Origin of the sequence: Acidovorax sp. T1 (assembly GCF_002176815.1) — a bacterium.
In the GTDB taxonomy this organism is placed as follows: Bacteria; Pseudomonadota; Gammaproteobacteria; order Burkholderiales; family Burkholderiaceae_C; genus Acidovorax.
In genome coordinates this window covers 3,894,269-3,911,306 of record NZ_CP021648.1, presented here as the reverse complement: position 1 = coordinate 3,911,306, position 17,038 = coordinate 3,894,269, and the positions used below count along the sequence as shown (strand labels likewise).

The following is a 17,038-nucleotide window of genomic DNA, read 5'->3' as shown; positions in this document are numbered from 1 at the left end:
GTCCCATTGTCGCTGTGGCGGGGCTGCGCTGAAAAGGTTAAGACCCCGTTAAGCGCCGGCGCCTATGGTGCCCACCATGCCGCATTCGATTCTTTCCCCTGCCTTGTCTCCCCGTTCCCTGCACCCCCCCCTGGCCTGGACCATGGGCACCCTGGTGTGCCTGCTGGCCTGGGACGCCCTGGGGCAAGACCGGGCGCTGGCCCATGCCTTTGGCACGGGCACCGGGTTCCCGATGCGCGATCAGTGGTTTCTTGTTCAGGTGCTGCACGAGGGCGCCCGCCGCACGGCCTGGATTTTTTTGCTGCTGCTGACCTTGGGCGTGTGGTGGCCCGTCGGCTTGCTGCGGCGCATCGACCTGGGGGAGCGGCTGCAACTGGCCATCAGCGCCCTGGTGGCATTGGGCGTGGTGAGCAGCTTCAAAAGCCTGAGCGCCACCAGCTGCCCCTGGGACCTGGCCGAGTTCGGCGGCGTGGCCCGCTATGCATCGCACTGGGCGCTGGGCATCGTCGATGGCGGGGGTGGGCACTGCTTTCCGGCGGGCCATGCCTCGACGGGGTTTTCCTTTCTCGGCGGCTACTTTGCCCTGCGGCGGCGCCAGCCGCGCGCTGCGCGCCTGTGGCTGGCGGCATCGCTGACCGCTGGCCTGGTTCTGGGCGGGGCCCAGCAGGTGCGCGGCGCCCATTTCATGAGCCACACCCTGTGGACGGGCTGGCTGTGCTGGACCACCGGCTGGCTGTGCGACCTGGCGGCGGGCTGTGCGACCTGGCGGCGGGCTTGCTGCGCCAGCGCTTTGCGTTTGCCGACTGCCCGTTGCCGCCCGAATCATCGCCCCATGCGACGACGTGACCTGGCCGTCTGTCACGCAGCGAGCGCAGTCAACGGCGTCAACTGGCGCGGCAGATTTTCAGCATGTTGGTGCCGCCGGGCGCACCCATGGGTTCGCCGCAGGTGATGGCATACACATCGCCGCGCTGCACGATGCCGCGGCTCTTGAGATGGCCTTCGGCCTGCGCCAGCGCCGTGTCGCGGTCGGCGCTGGTGTCCATCAGCAAGGGCCGCACATTGCGGTACATGGCCATCTTGCGCTGCGTGGCGACCTTGGGCGTGAGGGCGTAAATCGGGATATGGCTGCGGTGGCGGCTCATCCACAGGGCGGTGGAGCCGCTGTCGGTCATGGCCACGATGGCCTTGGCTTCCAGGTGGTGGGCCGTGAACAGCGCACCCATGGCAATGGACTGATCGATCCGGCCAAAGGTGCGGCCGGTAAAGTCGGCGTCCAGCTGGTGGTCCTCGGCCGCCTCGGCGGCGGCGCAGATCTTGGCCATTTCTTCGACGGTTTCCAGGGGGTATTTGCCCGCCGCCGTCTCGGCGCTGAGCATTACCGCATCGGTGCCGTCCAGCACTGCGTTGGCCACGTCGCTCACCTCGGCCCGGGTGGGCACGGGGTTGGTGATCATGCTTTCCATCATCTGCGTGGCGGTGATGACCACCTTGTCGAGCTCCCGCGCCATGCGGATCATCTTTTTCTGCAAGGCCGGCACAGCCGCGTTGCCCACTTCCACTGCCAGGTCGCCCCGCGCCACCATGATGCCGTCGCTGACGCGCAGGATGGCTTCCAGGTGCGGAATGGCCTCGGCACGCTCGATTTTGGCAATCAGCCCCGGCTTGTGGCGGTATTCCGCCGCCGCCACGTTGCACAGCTGGCGCGCCATTTCCATGTCGGTGGCGTTCTTGGGAAAGCTCACGGCCACATAGTCGGCCTGGAAACCCATGGCCGTGCGGATGTCGTCCATGTCCTTGGCCGTGAGGGCCGGCGCCGTGAGGCCGCCGCCCTGCTTGTTGATGCCCTTGTTGTTGGACAGCTCGCCGCCGATCTTCACCGTGGTGTGTACGGCCTCGCCGCGCACCGCGTCCACCGTGAGCACGATCAGCCCGTCGTTGAGCAGCAGCACATCGCCCGGCTTCACATCGCGCGGCAGCTCCTTGTAATCCAGCCCCACGCCGGCCAGATCGCCCGGCTCGGTGCGCGAGGCATCGAGCACGAACGGCGCACCCTGCTGCAGTTGCACCTTGCCTTCGGCAAATTTGCCCACGCGGATCTTCGGCCCCTGCAGATCGGCCATGATCGCCACCTCGCGCCCGGCCCGCTGCGCGGCGGCGCGCACTGCCGTGGCGCGGTCGATGTGGTCCTGCGCCTTGCCGTGGCTGAAGTTCAGCCGCACCACATTGACCCCTGCGCGGATCATGGCCTCCAGCAATGCCGGGTCGCTCGATGCGGGGCCCAGGGTGGCAACAATCTTGGTGGCGCGACGGGTGGACATGGATGCGTCTCTTTCACTGAACATGTAATTAAGTTTCCATTTTTACACGGAAGCGGTTACACCCGCGAAACCAGAACGCCTCGCCACGCTCGCGCGGTGCGCCCGATTCAGGCGCGCATCAGGGCTTCGATTTCGTCGGCCTTCACCGGCACGCCGCGTGTGATCAGCTCGCAGCCGGACTCGGTGACGATGGCATCGTCCTCGATGCGGATGCCCATGTTGTGGAACGCCTCGGGCACGCCAGCAGCAGGCCGCACATAGAGCCCCGGCTCGATGGTGAGCACCATGCCCGGGCGCAGCACGCGGCTGGGGCGGTTGGTGATGAGCTCGCCCGAGAGCGGGTCCTTGCGCTGGCTCACCTGGCCCAGCTCATCGGGCTCCACATAGCTGCCGCAGTCGTGCACGTCCATGCCCAGCCAGTGGCCGGTGCGGTGCATGTAGAACTGGAAATACGCGCGTTTGTCGATCACATCCTGCACCGAGCCCACCTTGTTCTTATCGAGCAGGCCCAGATCCAGCATGCCCTGCGCCAACACGGCCACGGTGGCGTCGTGCGGATCGGTGAAGCGGGCGCCCGCGCGCGTGGCGGCCACGGCGGCGTCCTGGCTGGCCAGCACCAGGTCGTACAGCGCACGCTGCGGCCCGGTGAAACGGCCATTGGCCGGGAAGGTGCGCGTGATGTCGCTGGCATAGCCGTCAAGCTCGCATCCGGCATCGATCAGCACCAGCTCGCCATCGCGTACGGGTGCCGTGTCAGCGCGGTAGTGCAGCACGCAGGCATTGGCGCCTGCCGCCACGATGGAGCCGTAGGCGGGGTATTGCGAGCCATGCTGGCGAAATTCGTGCAGGAGCTCGGCATCGAGGTGGTATTCGCGCACCTCTTCGCCGGCCCGCAGCATGCGGGCCGAGCGCTGCATGGCGCGGACATGGGCACCCGCGCTGATCTGGCTGGCGCGGCGCATGATGGCCTGCTCGTGCGCATCCTTGACCAGGCGCATTTCATCGAGCAGCGTGCACAGGTCGTTTTGCTCCGCAGGGCACAGCGCACCGTAGCGCACGCGGGCGCGCACGGCATTCAGCCAGCCCTCCACTCGGGCGGCCAGGCCGCTGTGGGTGGCAAACGGATACCAGACGCAGGCCCGGTTTTCCAGCAGGCGGGGCAGCTGCGCATCCAGCTCGCCGCTGGCATGGGCGGCATCCACGCCCAGCGCGGCGGGGGCCGCCGCCGGGCCGAGCCGGTAGCCGTCCCAGATCTCGCGTTCCATGTCTTTGGGCTGGCAAAACAGCGTGCTGCGGCCGTCATGGGTGATGACCAGGCAGGCGCCCGGCTCGGTAAAGCCGGTCAGGTAATAGAAGTAGCTGTCGTGGCGAAAAAGGAAATCGCTGTCCCGGTTGCGCTGGCGCTCGGGCGCTGTGGGGACGATGGCGATGCCGCCTTCGCCGAGCTGGGCGGCCAGACGAGCACGGCGCTGGGCGTAGACGGAAACGGGCACGGTGATGTTCATGGCAGGTGCGGGGCAGTGGTGTTCAGTTCGGCCAGCCTTTGCGGCGTGCCCACGTCGGTCCAGCGACCGGTGTAGAGCGCAGCGCTGACCCGGCCATTGTCCATCGCACGCCGCAGCAGCGGGGCCAGAGGGGCTTTGACGCCTTGCGGGTTGCCCGGCGCAATGTCGCACCAGGGCGGCTCGAACAGCTCGGCGCGCAGCAGGGCCATGGTGCTGTAGGTGTAGCGCGGCGCGGGGTCGTCGGCCGGCAGGTTCAGCGCCATGCCTTGCGGCGACACACCGAAGTCGCCGCGCGGGTTGTGCGCCGGGTTGGGCACCAGCCACAGGTGGGCCAGATGGTCGCTGGCCGCAAATGCCTGCACGGCGGCGCTGTCGAACACGAAGTCGGGTGCAAACACATCGCCCGCGGCCAGCCAGAAAACAGGCCCCAGCTGCGGCAGCGCGCGCGCAATGCCGCCCGCCGTTTCCAGCGCGCCACCAAAATCCACGCCTTCGTGCGAGTATGAAATAGATAGCTGCTCGCGCTTATCCCATAAGCACTTCAGGCCATTTTGACTCGAAAAATACGCGGGAATCTGCTCCCCCAGCCAGGCGGTATTGACCACCACGCGCGACACACCGGCATCGGCCAGCGCCTGCAAATGCCATTGCAGCAAAGGCCGGCCCTGCACCTGCAGAAGGGGCTTCGGGGTGGTGTCGGTAAGGGGCCGCATGCGCTCGCCACGGCCTGCCGCCAGCACCAGCGCGGGCACTTGCAAAAAAGCCGGCTGCGTCATCGCGCGGCCCCGCTGGCCTGGCCCACGGCGCCGCGCTGCAGGGCGTGGCGTTGCACTTCGGTGGGCTCGAACAGGGCCAGCAGCGCATCCATCAGCGTCTGGGCCTTGACCGAATGGTCGGCGCCAAAGTTGCACACATACACATCCAGCGTGACGGCGTTTTGCTCGGGCCAGGTGTGCACGCACAGGTGCGATTCGGCCAGCAACACCGTGGCCGTGACACCGCCCGGGCCTTGCGCCGTGGCCGGAAAGCGGTGGAACAACTGGTCCACCGCCTGCAGCCCCGCAGCGCGCACGGCATGCGTGCAGGCCAGGGCCAATGCGGCGGCATCCAGCAGGCGCTGGGGGGCGCAGCGGCAGCCACGCAGATCGGCAGTGAGATGCAGTCCTTGCATGGCCAGCACTGTAGTGCATAGCCACCCGCCCGGCGGCGTGCGCGGGGGTCCGCCAGGCCCCCTGCGGGCCGCACCGGTAAAATGCCGGGTTTCCCTGAACCTCCCACCCGGAGCCGCCCACCCCATGGCCAACACCCAGCAATCCCACCAGATGGCCAACGCAATTCGCGCGTTGGCCATGGACGCAGTTCAACAAGCCAATTCCGGCCACCCCGGCGCCCCCATGGGCATGGCCGATATGGCCGTGGCGCTGTGGGGCCGCCACCTCAAGCACAACCCGTCCAACCCCCAGTGGTTTGACCGCGACCGTTTCGTGCTGAGCAATGGCCACGCCTCGATGCTGCTGTATGCACTGCTGCACCTGACGGGCTACGACCTGCCGCTGCAGGAACTCAAGAATTTCCGCCAGCTCGGCAGCAAGACCGCAGGCCACCCCGAAGTCGGCCACACGCCCGGCGTGGAAACCACCACCGGCCCGCTGGGCCAGGGCATCACCAACGCCGTGGGCTTTGCGCTGGCCGAAAAACTGCTGGCCGCCGAGTTCAACCGCGAGGGCCATGCCGTGGTGGACCACCACACCTATGCATTCCTGGGCGATGGCTGCCTGATGGAAGGCATCAGCCACGAGGCGGTGGGCCTGGCGGGCGCCTGGAAGCTCAACAAGCTGATCGCGCTGTACGACGACAACGGCATCAGCATCGACGGCCAGGTCGCACCCTGGTTCATCGACAACACCCCCCAGCGCTTTGCCGCCTGCGGCTGGAACGTGATCGACGCGGTCGATGGGCACGATGTGGACGCACTGTCCGCAGCGATTGCCGCCGCCAAGACCAGCACCGACAAGCCCACGCTGATTGTCTGCAAGACCGCCATCGGCAAGGGCAGCCCGAACCGCGCCAACACCGCCAAGGCCCACGGCGAGCCCCTGGGTTCTGAAGAAATCAATCTGACCCGCGCCGTGCTGGGCTGGTCGCACGAGCCCTTCGTGATTCCCGAATCGGTCTATGCCGACTGGGATGCCAAGGCCGCCGGTGAAGCCTTTGAAACCAAATGGACCCTGCGCTTTGCCGCCTACGAGGCTGCCTACCCCGAACTGGCCTTTGAGCTGACCCGCCGCATGCGCGGTGACCTGCCCAAGGACTTCGCCCAGGTGGCCGTGGACACCGTGGTCGCCGCCCACACCAAGGCCGAAACCGTGGCCAGCCGCAAGGCCAGCCAGCTGGCGCTGGAAGCCTTCACCGCCGCGCTGCCCGAGCTGCTGGGCGGCAGCGCTGACCTGACCGGCTCGAACCTGACCAACACCAAGAGCACGCCCGCGCTGCGCTTTGATGCCGCAGGCGCCGTGGTGCGCACCGAGGCCGGCCAGATCGGCCGCCACATCAATTACGGCGTGCGCGAGTTCGGCATGGCCGCCATCATGAACGGCGTGGCGCTGCATGGCGGCTTCATCCCCTACGGCGGCACCTTCCTGACCTTCAGCGACTACAGCCGCAACGCCATCCGCATGGCCGCGCTGATGAAGCAGCGCGTGATCCATGTGTTCACGCACGACTCCATCGGCCTCGGTGAAGACGGCCCCACCCACCAGTCCATCGAGCACGTTGCCAGCCTGCGCCTGATTCCCAACCTCGACGTCTGGCGCCCTGCCGACACGGACGAAACCGCCGTGGCCTGGAGCGTGGCACTGTCCAACCGCGACAAACCCACCGTGCTGGCCCTGTCGCGCCAAAACTTGCCCTACGCACCCAAGCGCGACCTGGGCGACATCTCGCGCGGCGCCTATGTGCTGAGCGAGCCATCGGACGTGGGCCTGAAAAAGAAACCCGTGGCCGTGATCATCGCCACCGGCTCCGAAGTGCAGCTGGCCCTGAAGGCCCAGCGCCTGCTGGCCGACAAGAAGGTGGCCGTGCGCGTGGTCTCCATGCCCAGCACCACCACCTTCGACCGCGAAGACACCAAGTACAAGAAGGCCGTGCTGCCCGCCGGCCTGCCCCGCATTGCCGTGGAAATGGGCGTGACCGACGGCTGGTGGAAATACGGCTGCGCCGCCGTGGTGGGTATCGACACCTACGGCGAATCGGCGCCCGCGCCGGTGCTGTTCAAACACTTCGGTTTCACCGAAGAGAACGTGGCCGCCACCGTGTTGGCCGCGCTCAAGCGCAAGTGATTTGACAAGGGGCCCCGCAGTAATGCGGAGCCCCTTTGAGTTTTGGACTTTTGACAATCAACTTTGGAGAGACTATGACGATCAAGATTGGCATCAACGGCTTCGGCCGCATCGGCCGCAATGTGCTGCGCTCGGCCATCCAGAACTTCAGCGACATCGAAGTCGTTGCCATCAACGACCTGCTGGAGCCCGACTACCTGGCCTACATGCTGCAGTACGACTCGGTGCACGGCCGCTTCCAGGGCACCGTGTCGGTCGAAGGCAACACCCTGATCGTCAACGGCAAGAAGATCCGCCTGACGCAAGAGCGCGACCCCGCCAACCTGAAGTGGAACGAAGTCGGCGCTGATGTCGTCATCGAATCCACCGGCCTGTTCCTGGACAAGGCCACTGCGCAAAAGCACCTGGACGCCGGCGCCAAGAAGGTCATCCTGTCGGCCCCCTCCAAGGACGACACGCCCATGTTCGTGTTCGGCGTGAACCACGCCACCTACGCGGGCCAGGCCATCATTTCCAACGCCTCGTGCACCACCAACTGCCTGGCCCCCGTGGCCAAGGTGCTCAACGACAAGTGGGGCATCAAGCGCGGCCTGATGACCACGGTGCACGCCGCCACCGCCACGCAAAAGACCGTGGACGGCCCGAGCAACAAGGACTGGCGCGGCGGCCGCGGCATTCTGGAAAACATCATCCCGTCGAGCACCGGCGCCGCCAAGGCCGTGGGCGTGGTGATTCCAGAGCTCAACAAGAAGCTGACCGGCATGTCGTTCCGCGTGCCCACCAGCGATGTGTCGGTGGTGGACCTGACGGTGGAGCTGGAAAAAGCCGCCACCTACGAAGAAATCAAGGCCGAGATGAAGGCCCAGTCCGAAGGCGCCTTGAAGGGCGTGCTGGGCTACACCGAAGACAAGGTGGTGGCCACCGATTTCCGTGGCGACACACGCACCTCGATCTTTGACGCCGACGCCGGCATCGCGCTGGACGGCACGTTCGTCAAGGTCGTGAGCTGGTACGACAACGAATGGGGCTACTCGAACAAGTGCCTGGAAATGGTGCGCGTGGTGGCCGCCAAGTAAGCGCTGCTGGCGCCCACAAAAAACGCGCCCTCGGCGCGTTTTTTTCTGCCCGATCCAGGGCGACCGGGTTCAGCGCGCCATGCAGCGCTGTTTACTCTTGCGCATCCCGGATGGTGTCGCGCCCGTGCTTGTCCTTCACCCGTCCCAGGTCCGCATCCAGCGCGCGCGTCAGCTTGTCCACGGCGCTGATGAACGCAGCGGCCATCTTGTCGGCCTCGGCTGTCACGGTCACCGGCTGGCGATTGGCCACGCGGGCCTCGATGCGGCAGCGCTTGTCGTCCGCGCCCGACTTGCCGGCATCCACATCGGTCAGAAACACCTCCAGGCGCGTGATGTGCTCGCGAAACCGCGCCAGCCGGGTGCCGGCCTCTTCCTGAATCCATTGCGCCAGCGACTCGCCGCCATGGATATGGTCGTCGGTGTGTACTTGTACTTGCATAGGGCACTCCTTGTAAAAATGAAACGGTGCGGCAGCAACGCCATGGCTGTCATGGATGCCTTCATCATGCACGCAAGCGCTTTTGGGGGCTTGATGTTGGTCAATGGCACACGGGTCGGCAGGAAACAGGCGAGGCAACGGGCCGTGGCATGCACGGCACTTTCCTACAGCTGTTGCCGGGGCGCGGTGCTACAAAGACCATGGCGCGATCTCCCCGCGCCGCCTTGCAGTACGCTGTGCCAGTGCCCCATCGGAGCTTTTTTATGCCCGCTTCCCCCCGCCTCAAGATTGGCCTGTCGGCCTGCTTTCAGCACGCCGACCCCGCCCGCCCGCTGTTCACGGGCAAAACCCTGCAGTACGTTGAGCAGTCCATCGCCCACTGGATCATGTCGGCGGGTGCGATGGTGGTCATGGTGCCCTGTCCCACCGGGGCGACGGCACGCGGCGACGTCACGCTGGACCACTATGCCGAGTGGCTCGACGGCATCGTCATGCACGGCGGTGCCGACGTCTGGCCGGGCAGCTACGGCGAGGAGCCTCTGCGCGAAGAGTGGGTGGGTGACCGCGTGCGCGACCTCTACGATCTGGCCGTCGTGAAGGCGTTTGCCCAGGCCGGCAAACCCATTTTTGGGGTCTGCCGTGGCCTGCAGCTGATCAACGTGGCATTTGGCGGAGCGCTTTACCAGGACTTGCAGACCCAGCACCCGGGCGCGCTGCAGCACCGCGATGCCACCACGTACGACCAGCATTTCCACGACCTCCACATCGTGCCCGGCACGCATCTGGCGCAGCTGTACCCCGACAAGCCGCGCGCACGCGTCAACAGCATCCACCACCAGGGCATCAAGCGGGTGGCGCCAGATTTTGTTGTGGAAGCCCTCAGCGAACCCGATGGCGTGCCCGAAGCGATCCGCCTGCAAGCGGCGCCAGGGCGCGGCTACATCGCCGCCACGCAGTGGCACCCCGAGTTTCACCGGGTCGGCTCGGACACCCTGGACGACACCGCCATCCTCAACGACTTTCTGGCGGCCTGCAGCGCCGCCCAGGCACGCCCAGCCGCGCCCGGCCCTGGCCCGCTGGGCATGCGCGACCGCGCCGCACGCCTGCTGCGCCGGGCACTGCGTCGGCACCCTTGACACGGCCGACATCGGCCGGCCGCGCTGGCGCAGGGCGCGCCGGCGTCAATGCTGGTGGCCGTGCGCCCCGTGCACATGGCGGTGCGCGATCTCTTCCGCCGTCGCGGCGCGCACGCCGGTTACCTTGCAGCTGAACTTCAAAGCCTGGCCTGCCAGCGGATGGTTGCCATCCAGGTGCACTTCAGGGCCCTTGATCTTGACCACGTTGAACACCTGCGGCTGGCCGTCGGCGCCCAGGCCCTGCAGCTGGCCGCCCACCTTCACGCCCGGGGGAAACTCGGCCTTGGGAATGGTGCGCACCAGGCTTTCGTCGCGGGCGCCAAAGGCGTCTTCCACGGCCAGGTCGAGCGTGGTGCCAAAGCCCACGGTCTGGCCATCGAGGGCCGCTTCGACCTTGGGGAAGATGTTGTCATAGCCGCCATGCAGATAGGCCAGGCTGCCCGCATCGAGCGGCTTGCCCTGGGGCGTGGTGACCTGGTAGGTGATGGTGACGGCGGCGTCTTGGGTGATGTTCATGGCGTTGCGATTTCAAGGGGGCTGCGCGGGGCGGTGCAGAAGGCAACTATGGATATGGCCCGATGAAGGTTTAACCGTTCGCCCTGAGCTTGTCGAAGGGCTTCGACAAGCTCAGCCTGAACGGTATGGGATACATCAAAGGGCCGGATCCATAGACACCGCCGCGCGGATCAAAACCTCGGATTGTCCACGAGGCGCGCAGCATGCGCCCGGTACCAGGTCAGGCCGATGCGGTTGGCGCGGCAGCCGCGCCGGGCCGATCGTCCTCGGCCTGGCCGGGGTAGCGCGCAAACCGCCGCGCCTCGGTGCCGTGCACCGGGTCCTGCTCGGGCCAGGGCCAGCCGCCGAACTGGGTGCGGCGGTAGTCGTTCATGGCCTGCATGATCTCGGCCTGCGTGTTCATCACGAAGGGGCCATATTGCGCCACGGGCTCGCCAATCGGCTGGCCTTGCAGCAGCAGGCATTCGACGGGCGTGGCGCCGGTGTTGGTGAGCCGCCAGTCCTGGCCCGCCACCACCTCCAGCGCGGCATGCTGGCCCACCTCCTGCGGCCCCACGCGCAGGCTGTCGCCCGCAAAGAAATACAGCATGCGGCGCGTGCCCTGGCCCTGCGCGGCCGGCAGCGTCCACTGCGCGCCGGGTGCCAGGTGCAGCGTCCAGATGGCCACATCGCCCTCGGGCTGCGAGGCCCAGGATTCGGGCGGCGGCGCCAGCGGGGCGGGTGCGCCGGGCAGGGCACCGGCCACCACGGTCACGGTGGTGGCGCGGCCTGCCTCGTCGTGGTGCACCAGGCGCGGAATGCGCTCGTTCCACAGCATGGTGAAGTGCGGCGCCACCATCTTGTTGCGCGCGGGCAGGTTCAGCCAGATCTGGAACAGCTCCAGCGGATTGGGCTCGGTGGCGTTGAGCAGCGGGAACATTTCAGAGTGCACAACGCCCTTGCCGGCGGTGAGCCACTGCACGTCGCCGCCGCCAAAGCGCGCGGCCGCGCCCAGCGAGTCGGAATGGTCGATCAGGCCCTTGCGCACCAGCGTCACGGTTTCAAAGCCACGGTGCGGGTGGCCCGGAAAGCCGGGCACCGTGTCGCCGTGGTACATGCTCCAGCCGTCCTTGCGGCTGAAGTCGCTGCCGATCTGGCGGTCTTCCAGCGACACGGCGGGCGCGAACGCACCATTGCCTGCGGGATAGGCATCGTCATGGTGGGCACAGAACAAGAACGGGTCCATCGTGGGCCACAGCGGGCCCAGCGGCTGGGTTTGCACGATGGGCTGGGTGGCAGCAGATGAAGAGGCGACGGGAGAGGACGACATCAGAGGCTCCTTGGGTTGACGCCGCCACAAGCGGCGGTATGTCTGTCGAACATGGGGCCCATGGTGCCCCAACGAAAGTGCTTCGGATAGGACAGTGCGGTGCGCGCAGCAGGACGGTGGGCGCCTCTGTTTTGGTCAAATAGTGTCATAGCCCACGCCCATCAAGCGCTGGTAGCTATCTATTTAATAGCTTGTCGTCGAATCCATCCAGGCGCCCATGAAGACGTTCTTCTGCGCCCGTCAGGGCTGCTTGCCCACAAACGCCACAGTCAGCCCCTGGGCTGTGACCGTGATGGGCCCCGGCTGCAGGCCCAGGCCATCGAACACGGCCGTGTCCTGCGGGCGCAGCTGGTGCAGCGTGACTTCGCGCAGGGATTGCTCGGCCAGCACGGGTGCGTAGGCGTTGAGGATTTCCGTGACGGACGGCCGGAGGGTAGGGAACTCCAGCCGCACCAGCGTGAGCTGGTGCGCCCGCAGCGTGCGGTCGCTGGCCTCGTAGCGCAGCGCAAACTCCACATCGAAACTGCCTGTGTGGCTGCGCCGCAGCGCGGGGCCGGCGGCGTCCACCGCCATGGCGGCGCCCAGGCGGTTCACCTCGGGCAGCAGGCGCAGGCGCGGCGCCTGCAGGGTCAGGTCGAGCAAGCCCCGCACCGGCACGCTGCGCGGAAACTTCTGCGCCACCATTTCCTGCAATTGCGCCAGCGGCACGGTGTAGCTGGGCTGGGCCAGCGCGCCACGCCCCAGCAGCAGCGCCGCCGCACCCAGGGCAAGCAGCCCCCCGGTGGCGGTGCTCAAAAATCGTCGGCGATGCAGCATGGGTTTCTCCTGGTCGGAGAGGTGGGACACGGATGCGGGGAAAAGGTGCCAGGCCATCGGCGCCATGGCCCCATTCTTTCCTCAAACCACCTCTTTTTTATCTATTCAACAATGCACTTAGACAATTGATTTAATTGGTAATTTTCCGAAATTTATCTATTCATATAATCATTCATGGCCGGTCTCCACGAACTCACCCCCAAAGCCCTGCACGCCCTGCGCCGGCAGGGCGGCGTGCTGACCAGCGCTGAGTTGCAGGAGCTGCTGGGCGTGAGCCAGCCCACGGTGTCGCGTGCGCTGGCACCGCTGATCCAGGCGGGCCAGGTGCAGAAGGTGGGCGCAGCGCGCTCGCAGCGCTATGTGCTGCCGCGCACCGTGCCCGGCGTGGGCAACGAGGTGCGGGTGATGCGCATCGACGCGCAGGGCCGGCCCGCGCCGTTTGCGCGCCTGGTGCCTTTGGTGGGCGGCGCGTTCTGGGTGGACGAAGCCGATGGCGTGAGCGCGCGGCACGACGGCCTGCCCTGGTTTTTGGACGACATGCGCCCCCAGGGCTTCATGGGCCGCACCTTTGCCCAGGCCCACCCCGAGCTGCAGCTGGGCCACGACCCGCGCCACTGGAGCGACGACGACGTGCTGCGCGCCATGACGCTGTATGGCGACGACCTGCCGGGCAACCTCATCATGGGCGAGGCCGCGTTCCAGCGCTTTCACACCCTGCCCGCGCGCGCATCGCGCGTGGCCTCGGCCGCTGACTACCCGCAGCTGGCCGAGCAGGCCATGCGCGGCACGCACCCGGGCTCGTCGGCCGGGGGCGAGCAGCCCAAGTTCTGCACCATCACCGCCGGGCGCCACGCCATCGTGAAGTTCTCGCCCGCTGGCGACGCCCCCACCGACCAGCGCATGCGCGACCTGCTGGTGTGCGAGCACCTGGCGCTGCACACGCTGGCGCAGGCGGGCTTGCCAGCCGCGCCCACGCAGCTGTTCAGGGGCGCGGGGCGGGTGTTTCTGGAGTCGGAGCGCTTTGACCGCACGCCGCTGCAGGGCGACGATCCCCGCAGCTTGGGCGGGCGCATCGGCATGGTGTCGCTGCAGGTTTACAACGCCGAATACGTGGGCGAGATCGACAACTGGGCCGCCACCGCCAACCGCATGGCGGCGCGCCACCTGCTCACGCCGGCCGACGCCCGCACCCTGCGCCTGCTGGAGGCCTACGGCCAGCTCATCGCCAACACCGACCGGCATTACGGCAACATCTCGCTGGTGCTGCAGGGCGACGACTGGGCGCTGTCGCCCACCTACGACATGTTGCCCATGCTGTATGCGCCCGTGGGCGGCGAGCTGGTGCCGCGCGACTTTGCCAGCCGCCCGCTGCAACCCAGCGCCGCCACGCTGGGCGAATGGGCCGAGGCGCAGGCCCTGGCGCGGCAGTTCTGGCAGGCCGCGGCGGCGGACGCGCGGGTGTCGGCAGGCTTTCGGGCCATTGCCGCCGAGAATGCGAGCCATATTGGCCGCTAGCGCTTATCCATCAAGCGCAGGCAGCTATTAATTCAATAGTAATTTAACGCCCCACCACCGACCAGCCGGCGTGCAGGTTGGTCTTGTCGTTCTCATACTCCCAGGCCGTGCCGCAGCGGTCGCACACATAGCGGGTGATGGTGACGGGGCCGTGGTCGCGGTCTTCCTTGCGGTTGCCGCGCTGCACCAGTTCGGCGTGGCCGGGGGCCTTGCGCCAGTTGCGCTGGATGCCCTGGCAGGGCTCGCACAGCGCCATGGGTTTGAGTTCGTTCTGTCGCGCCAGGTCTTTGGTCATATCGGGGCAGCCATCGTGGGCTGGTGTGTTGGTTTGCATGCTGCGGGGCGGCTACTGTAAGGCAACGGCTCCATCGCCAGAGCGAAGCGTGCTGCGGGCACGCCCCCCTGCGATCAAACCGCTGTGGCCATGCGCAGCCTGCGCGCCGCGTCTTCATCGCGCGCGTCGTCGATTTCGCGCAGCACGGCCTGCATGTCCACATCGGTGTGCGCGGGCGCATAGATGCCGGTGAGCGGGGTCTCGTTGCTGAGCAGCCCGCTCTGGTACAGGCTCCAGATCTCGGGGCCGTATTGGGTGCTGCGCAGCTCGGGCGCGAACTGGCCGAAAAAGTCGCGCAGGTTGGCCACGTCGCGCAGCAGCATGCGCGGGGCGTGGTTGTTGCCGGCAGCGTCCACGGCCTGGGGCAGGTCGATGATGACGGGGCCATCGGTGCCGGCCTCACCTTCTGCGCCTGGCAGGTGCGCCAGCAGGATGTTGAACTCCGACAAGTCGCCGTGCACCACGCCCGCGCACAGCATGCGCACCACCTCGGCCACCAGCGTGGCGTGGTGGGTGCGCGCGTCTTCGGGCGTAAAACGCACGTCGTTCAGGCGCGGTGCCGCGTCGCCGTGCGCATCGGTCACCAGCTCCATCAGCAGCACGCCGTCGTGAAAGTTGAACGGCTGCGGCACGCGCACGCCGGCAGCGGCCAGGCGGTAGAGCGCATCGACCTCGGCGCTTTGCCAGGCGGCCTCTTGTTCTTGCCGGCCAAACTTGCTGCCCTTGGCCATGGCGCGGGCCGAGCGCGAGTTCTTGACCTTGCGGTTCTCGGTGTAATCCACCGCCTGGCGGAAGCTGCGGTGGGTGGCTTCTTTGTAGATCTTGGCGCAGCGGGTTTCATCGCCACAGCGCACCACAAAAACCATGGCTTCCTTGCCGCTCATGAGCTGGCGGACCACGGTGTCGATCAGGCCTTCCTCGATGAGGGACTGCAGGCGGGGGGGTGCTTTCATCGGTGCATTTTGCGCCCGGGGCGCAATCCCCTGCGGTCACACCGGATGGCGATGTCGCGCGGGAGCGGCTTACGCCTGCGTGCTCACATCGCGCAGGCGCTGGTGCAGTGCGTCGTCCACATCCACCGGCAGCTGGTTCTTGGCCTGCAGATAGTGGTGGGTGAACACGTCGAGGTAGGCCTCCAGCGTTTGCGCGGCGCGGGTTTCGCCCGCCAGTTCCAGGCACAGGGCTGCCACCTCGGCGGTGCACAGGTGGTCGTCGTGCAGCGCATGGCGCAGGCGGTAGCGCGAGCGCTGCCCCGGCTGCAGGATGAGCACGGGCAGGCGGTCCAGATAGGGGCTTTTGCGAAACATGCGGCGCGCCTCGGGCCAGGTGCCATCGAGCAGCACGAACAGCGGGCGCTTTGCCGTGGCGCTGTGCGGGGGCGCGGTTTCCGCGTTGCGGGGCATGGCATGGAGCAGCCGCTCGGGCGCTACGCCGTCACCCGGAAACACCACCACCGGCTGCCACTGCGGGTCGGCCAGCAGGGCCAGCAAATCCGGGTGCACCGCAGTGCGCGCCCAGCCAAAGGCGAAGGTGTCGGCCACCACATCGGCGATCAGCCAGCCGGTGTTGCTGGGCTTGAGCGCCTCCACATCGCCCATCAGCAAACACATGCCCGCGCGCGTGGGCACGGCCGGGCGCAGCGCGCACAGGCAGTGGCTGGGCAGCAGGCGGCAGCCGGCGCAGCGCTCGCCGCGCGGGCCGCCGCGCGCCAGAAAGGGCTTGGAGCTGCGCGCCAGGCGCTCGGCGCGTTGGCGCGCGACGGCATGGGGCACCACGGGCGCTGCAGCCATGGTCATCGTCATCGTCATCGTCATCGTCATCGTCATCGTCATCGGCCCCCCGCGCATTCGAGTTCAAACAAAGGCACCTCGGACTGGCGGCTCAGCCACAGGCCGCCGCCCAGCTCGGTAAAGCCCTCTTGCAGGCCGCGCCGGTACAGCTCGGCCCGGTGGCGAAACAGGCGCGGGTCGGTCAGGTCTTCGTCGAGGATGTCGCGCTCATAGTCCTCGCGCGTGACGGCTTCGACATACAGCGCGCCCCGGCTCAGGCGGCCCAGGTTGCGCAGGGCCCGCTTCAGGTCGGACGGGTCCAGGTAAGGCAGCACGCCCTGGCAGATCACCAGGTCAAACGGCTCGGCCGGGTCATGGGCCTGGTAGTCCACCACCGAACCGCGCTCCCAGCCAAAACGCCCGCACAGGTAGTCGCTGAACTCCACGCCGTGGTAGCTGGCATCGGGAAAGTGCCGCGCCACCGCCGCACGCCACAGGCCAATGCCGCAGCCCACATCCAGCACCCGGCGCACCGGCACGCGCAGGTATTGCAGGTAGCTGCACACAAACGCGCCCAGCCGCTCGGCGTGCTCGGGGTCGATCACGCTGGTTTTCTTGTCAAAGTAGTAGCGCTGGTAGTAGGCCTCGTCGAACCAGGTATCGCTTGCAGATTTCACGCGCCCTCCTCAGGCTGGCAACATCGTCCACGGCAACAGCGCGCGTGAGGAACGGTGGCGGGCAAGTATGGCGCAGGTGCGGTTGCGACCTGAGTAGGAGAAAATTTCGAGTGTTTTAGGGCTCCAGCGCTTATGCCACCTGCGCAAGCAGCTATGAATATTGCATTATTTTGCAGGCGTGACAGCGGCCAGGATGCAACGCGGCGTTGCCAGCACGGGTGCAGCAGGCCCACCTGGCGGGGCGGTGCAGCGCGCACAGCTTGTTGCCATCGGGGGCGCGCAGGTAC

17 protein-coding genes are annotated in these 17,038 nt (G+C 67.1%); 5 read left to right on the top strand and 12 right to left on the bottom strand.

The genetic code is table 11. From position 1 onward, the window contains the following. Window positions 1-76 precede the first annotated feature (76 nt). On the top strand, window positions 77-952 hold the full coding sequence (locus CCX87_RS18185) for a phosphatase PAP2 family protein (protein WP_143218401.1): 876 nt from the start codon (window positions 77-79) through the stop codon (window positions 950-952). Here CCX87_RS18185 and pyk read toward each other — a convergent pair. From pyk to speD, 4 genes are all read right to left on the bottom strand, one after another. Continuing rightward, on the bottom strand, window positions 885-2,321 hold the full coding sequence (pyk, locus tag CCX87_RS18180; RefSeq protein WP_087747957.1) for a pyruvate kinase: 1,437 nt from the start codon (window positions 2,319-2,321) through the stop codon (window positions 885-887). The genes CCX87_RS18185 and pyk overlap by 68 nt on opposite strands. 107 nt (window positions 2,322-2,428) lie before the next feature. Further along, window positions 2,429-3,826 (bottom strand): aminopeptidase P N-terminal domain-containing protein, encoded by a 1,398-nt coding sequence (locus CCX87_RS18175; RefSeq protein ID WP_087747956.1) that lies wholly within the window; start codon window positions 3,824-3,826, stop codon window positions 2,429-2,431. Next, window positions 3,823-4,602: a nucleotidyltransferase family protein gene (locus tag CCX87_RS18170; RefSeq protein WP_087747955.1), complete on the bottom strand. Its 780-nt coding sequence runs from the start codon at window positions 4,600-4,602 to the stop codon at window positions 3,823-3,825. Before CCX87_RS18170 ends, CCX87_RS18175 begins: the two co-directional genes overlap by 4 nt. Beyond that, on the bottom strand, window positions 4,599-4,997 hold the full coding sequence (gene speD / locus CCX87_RS18165) for an adenosylmethionine decarboxylase (protein WP_087747954.1): 399 nt from the start codon (window positions 4,995-4,997) through the stop codon (window positions 4,599-4,601). The genes CCX87_RS18170 and speD overlap by 4 nt, the downstream gene beginning before the upstream one ends. A gap of 124 nt (window positions 4,998-5,121) precedes the next feature. Here speD and tkt point away from each other — a divergent pair, with 124 nt between their 5' ends. Both tkt and gap read left to right on the top strand, forming a co-directional pair. Beyond that, complete coding sequence (tkt, locus tag CCX87_RS18160) at window positions 5,122-7,164, top strand: transketolase (protein WP_087747953.1); 2,043 nt, start codon at window positions 5,122-5,124, stop codon at window positions 7,162-7,164. Between the two features lie 74 nt (window positions 7,165-7,238). Beyond that, window positions 7,239-8,240 (top strand): type I glyceraldehyde-3-phosphate dehydrogenase, encoded by a 1,002-nt coding sequence (gap, locus tag CCX87_RS18155; protein ID WP_087747952.1) that lies wholly within the window; start codon window positions 7,239-7,241, stop codon window positions 8,238-8,240. Window positions 8,241-8,331: 91 nt separating this feature from the next. On the opposite strand, the gene CCX87_RS18150 is transcribed toward gap, so the two are convergent. Continuing rightward, the gene (locus CCX87_RS18150; RefSeq protein WP_087747951.1) at window positions 8,332-8,679 is read right to left on the bottom strand and encodes an HPF/RaiA family ribosome-associated protein; all 348 of its coding nucleotides are present in this window, start codon (window positions 8,677-8,679) and stop codon (window positions 8,332-8,334) included. A gap of 263 nt (window positions 8,680-8,942) precedes the next feature. Between CCX87_RS18150 and CCX87_RS18145 the strand changes: the two genes are divergently transcribed. Then, complete coding sequence (locus CCX87_RS18145) at window positions 8,943-9,815, top strand: gamma-glutamyl-gamma-aminobutyrate hydrolase family protein (protein ID WP_087747950.1); 873 nt, start codon at window positions 8,943-8,945, stop codon at window positions 9,813-9,815. Between the two features lie 45 nt (window positions 9,816-9,860). Here CCX87_RS18145 and CCX87_RS18140 read toward each other — a convergent pair whose 3' ends face one another. The 3 genes from CCX87_RS18140 to CCX87_RS18130 all read right to left on the bottom strand — a co-directional run bounded on the left by CCX87_RS18140 (window position 9,861) and on the right by CCX87_RS18130 (window position 12,456). Continuing rightward, window positions 9,861-10,331, bottom strand: a complete 471-nt coding sequence (locus CCX87_RS18140; RefSeq protein WP_087747949.1) for an FKBP-type peptidyl-prolyl cis-trans isomerase — start codon at window positions 10,329-10,331, stop codon at window positions 9,861-9,863. Between the two features lie 220 nt (window positions 10,332-10,551). After that, complete coding sequence (locus CCX87_RS18135; RefSeq protein ID WP_087747948.1) at window positions 10,552-11,640, bottom strand: pirin family protein; 1,089 nt, start codon at window positions 11,638-11,640, stop codon at window positions 10,552-10,554. Window positions 11,641-11,880: 240 nt separating this feature from the next. Continuing rightward, a complete protein-coding gene (locus CCX87_RS18130) occupies window positions 11,881-12,456 on the bottom strand; it encodes a DUF1439 domain-containing protein (protein WP_087748477.1) in 576 nt (191 codons plus the stop codon). Window positions 12,457-12,630: 174 nt separating this feature from the next. On the opposite strand from CCX87_RS18130, the gene yjjJ reads away from it, so the two are divergent. After that, window positions 12,631-13,971: a type II toxin-antitoxin system HipA family toxin YjjJ gene (yjjJ, locus tag CCX87_RS18125; RefSeq protein WP_087747947.1), complete on the top strand. Its 1,341-nt coding sequence runs from the start codon at window positions 12,631-12,633 to the stop codon at window positions 13,969-13,971. Window positions 13,972-14,014: 43 nt separating this feature from the next. On the opposite strand, the gene CCX87_RS18120 is transcribed toward yjjJ, so the two are convergent. From CCX87_RS18120 to CCX87_RS18105, 4 genes are all read right to left on the bottom strand, one after another. Then, on the bottom strand, window positions 14,015-14,266 hold the full coding sequence (locus CCX87_RS18120; protein ID WP_087748475.1) for a hypothetical protein: 252 nt from the start codon (window positions 14,264-14,266) through the stop codon (window positions 14,015-14,017). A gap of 113 nt (window positions 14,267-14,379) precedes the next feature. Continuing rightward, complete coding sequence (locus CCX87_RS18115; RefSeq protein WP_087747946.1) at window positions 14,380-15,258, bottom strand: PA4780 family RIO1-like protein kinase; 879 nt, start codon at window positions 15,256-15,258, stop codon at window positions 14,380-14,382. 69 nt (window positions 15,259-15,327) lie between these two features. Continuing rightward, window positions 15,328-16,101, bottom strand: coding sequence for a tRNA-uridine aminocarboxypropyltransferase (locus tag CCX87_RS18110; protein ID WP_087748473.1), 774 nt, complete (start codon window positions 16,099-16,101; stop codon window positions 15,328-15,330). 32 nt (window positions 16,102-16,133) lie between these two features. Further along, complete coding sequence (locus CCX87_RS18105; protein WP_087747945.1) at window positions 16,134-16,751, bottom strand: class I SAM-dependent methyltransferase; 618 nt, start codon at window positions 16,749-16,751, stop codon at window positions 16,134-16,136. Window positions 16,752-17,038: the final 287 nt, after the last annotated feature.

Excerpts from the sequence above, each read along its gene's own strand:
- CCX87_RS18185 (WP_143218401.1), top strand. The coding sequence starts at position 77 with ATGCCGCATTCGATTCTTTCCCCTGCCTTGTCTCCCCGTTCCCTGCAC.
- pyk (WP_087747957.1), bottom strand. The coding sequence starts at position 2,321 with ATGTCCACCCGTCGCGCCACCAAGATTGTTGCCACCCTGGGCCCCGCA.
- CCX87_RS18175 (WP_087747956.1), bottom strand. The coding sequence starts at position 3,826 with ATGAACATCACCGTGCCCGTTTCCGTCTACGCCCAGCGCCGTGCTCGT.
- CCX87_RS18170 (WP_087747955.1), bottom strand. The coding sequence starts at position 4,602 with ATGACGCAGCCGGCTTTTTTGCAAGTGCCCGCGCTGGTGCTGGCGGCA.
- speD (WP_087747954.1), bottom strand. The coding sequence starts at position 4,997 with ATGCAAGGACTGCATCTCACTGCCGATCTGCGTGGCTGCCGCTGCGCC.
- tkt (WP_087747953.1), top strand. The coding sequence starts at position 5,122 with ATGGCCAACACCCAGCAATCCCACCAGATGGCCAACGCAATTCGCGCG.
- gap (WP_087747952.1), top strand. The coding sequence starts at position 7,239 with ATGACGATCAAGATTGGCATCAACGGCTTCGGCCGCATCGGCCGCAAT.
- CCX87_RS18150 (WP_087747951.1), bottom strand. The coding sequence starts at position 8,679 with ATGCAAGTACAAGTACACACCGACGACCATATCCATGGCGGCGAGTCG.
- CCX87_RS18145 (WP_087747950.1), top strand. The coding sequence starts at position 8,943 with ATGCCCGCTTCCCCCCGCCTCAAGATTGGCCTGTCGGCCTGCTTTCAG.
- CCX87_RS18140 (WP_087747949.1), bottom strand. The coding sequence starts at position 10,331 with ATGAACATCACCCAAGACGCCGCCGTCACCATCACCTACCAGGTCACC.
- CCX87_RS18135 (WP_087747948.1), bottom strand. The coding sequence starts at position 11,640 with ATGTCGTCCTCTCCCGTCGCCTCTTCATCTGCTGCCACCCAGCCCATC.
- CCX87_RS18130 (WP_087748477.1), bottom strand. The coding sequence starts at position 12,456 with ATGCTGCATCGCCGACGATTTTTGAGCACCGCCACCGGGGGGCTGCTT.
- yjjJ (WP_087747947.1), top strand. The coding sequence starts at position 12,631 with ATGGCCGGTCTCCACGAACTCACCCCCAAAGCCCTGCACGCCCTGCGC.
- CCX87_RS18120 (WP_087748475.1), bottom strand. The coding sequence starts at position 14,266 with ATGACCAAAGACCTGGCGCGACAGAACGAACTCAAACCCATGGCGCTG.
- CCX87_RS18115 (WP_087747946.1), bottom strand. The coding sequence starts at position 15,258 with ATGAAAGCACCCCCCCGCCTGCAGTCCCTCATCGAGGAAGGCCTGATC.
- CCX87_RS18110 (WP_087748473.1), bottom strand. The coding sequence starts at position 16,101 with ATGACCATGGCTGCAGCGCCCGTGGTGCCCCATGCCGTCGCGCGCCAA.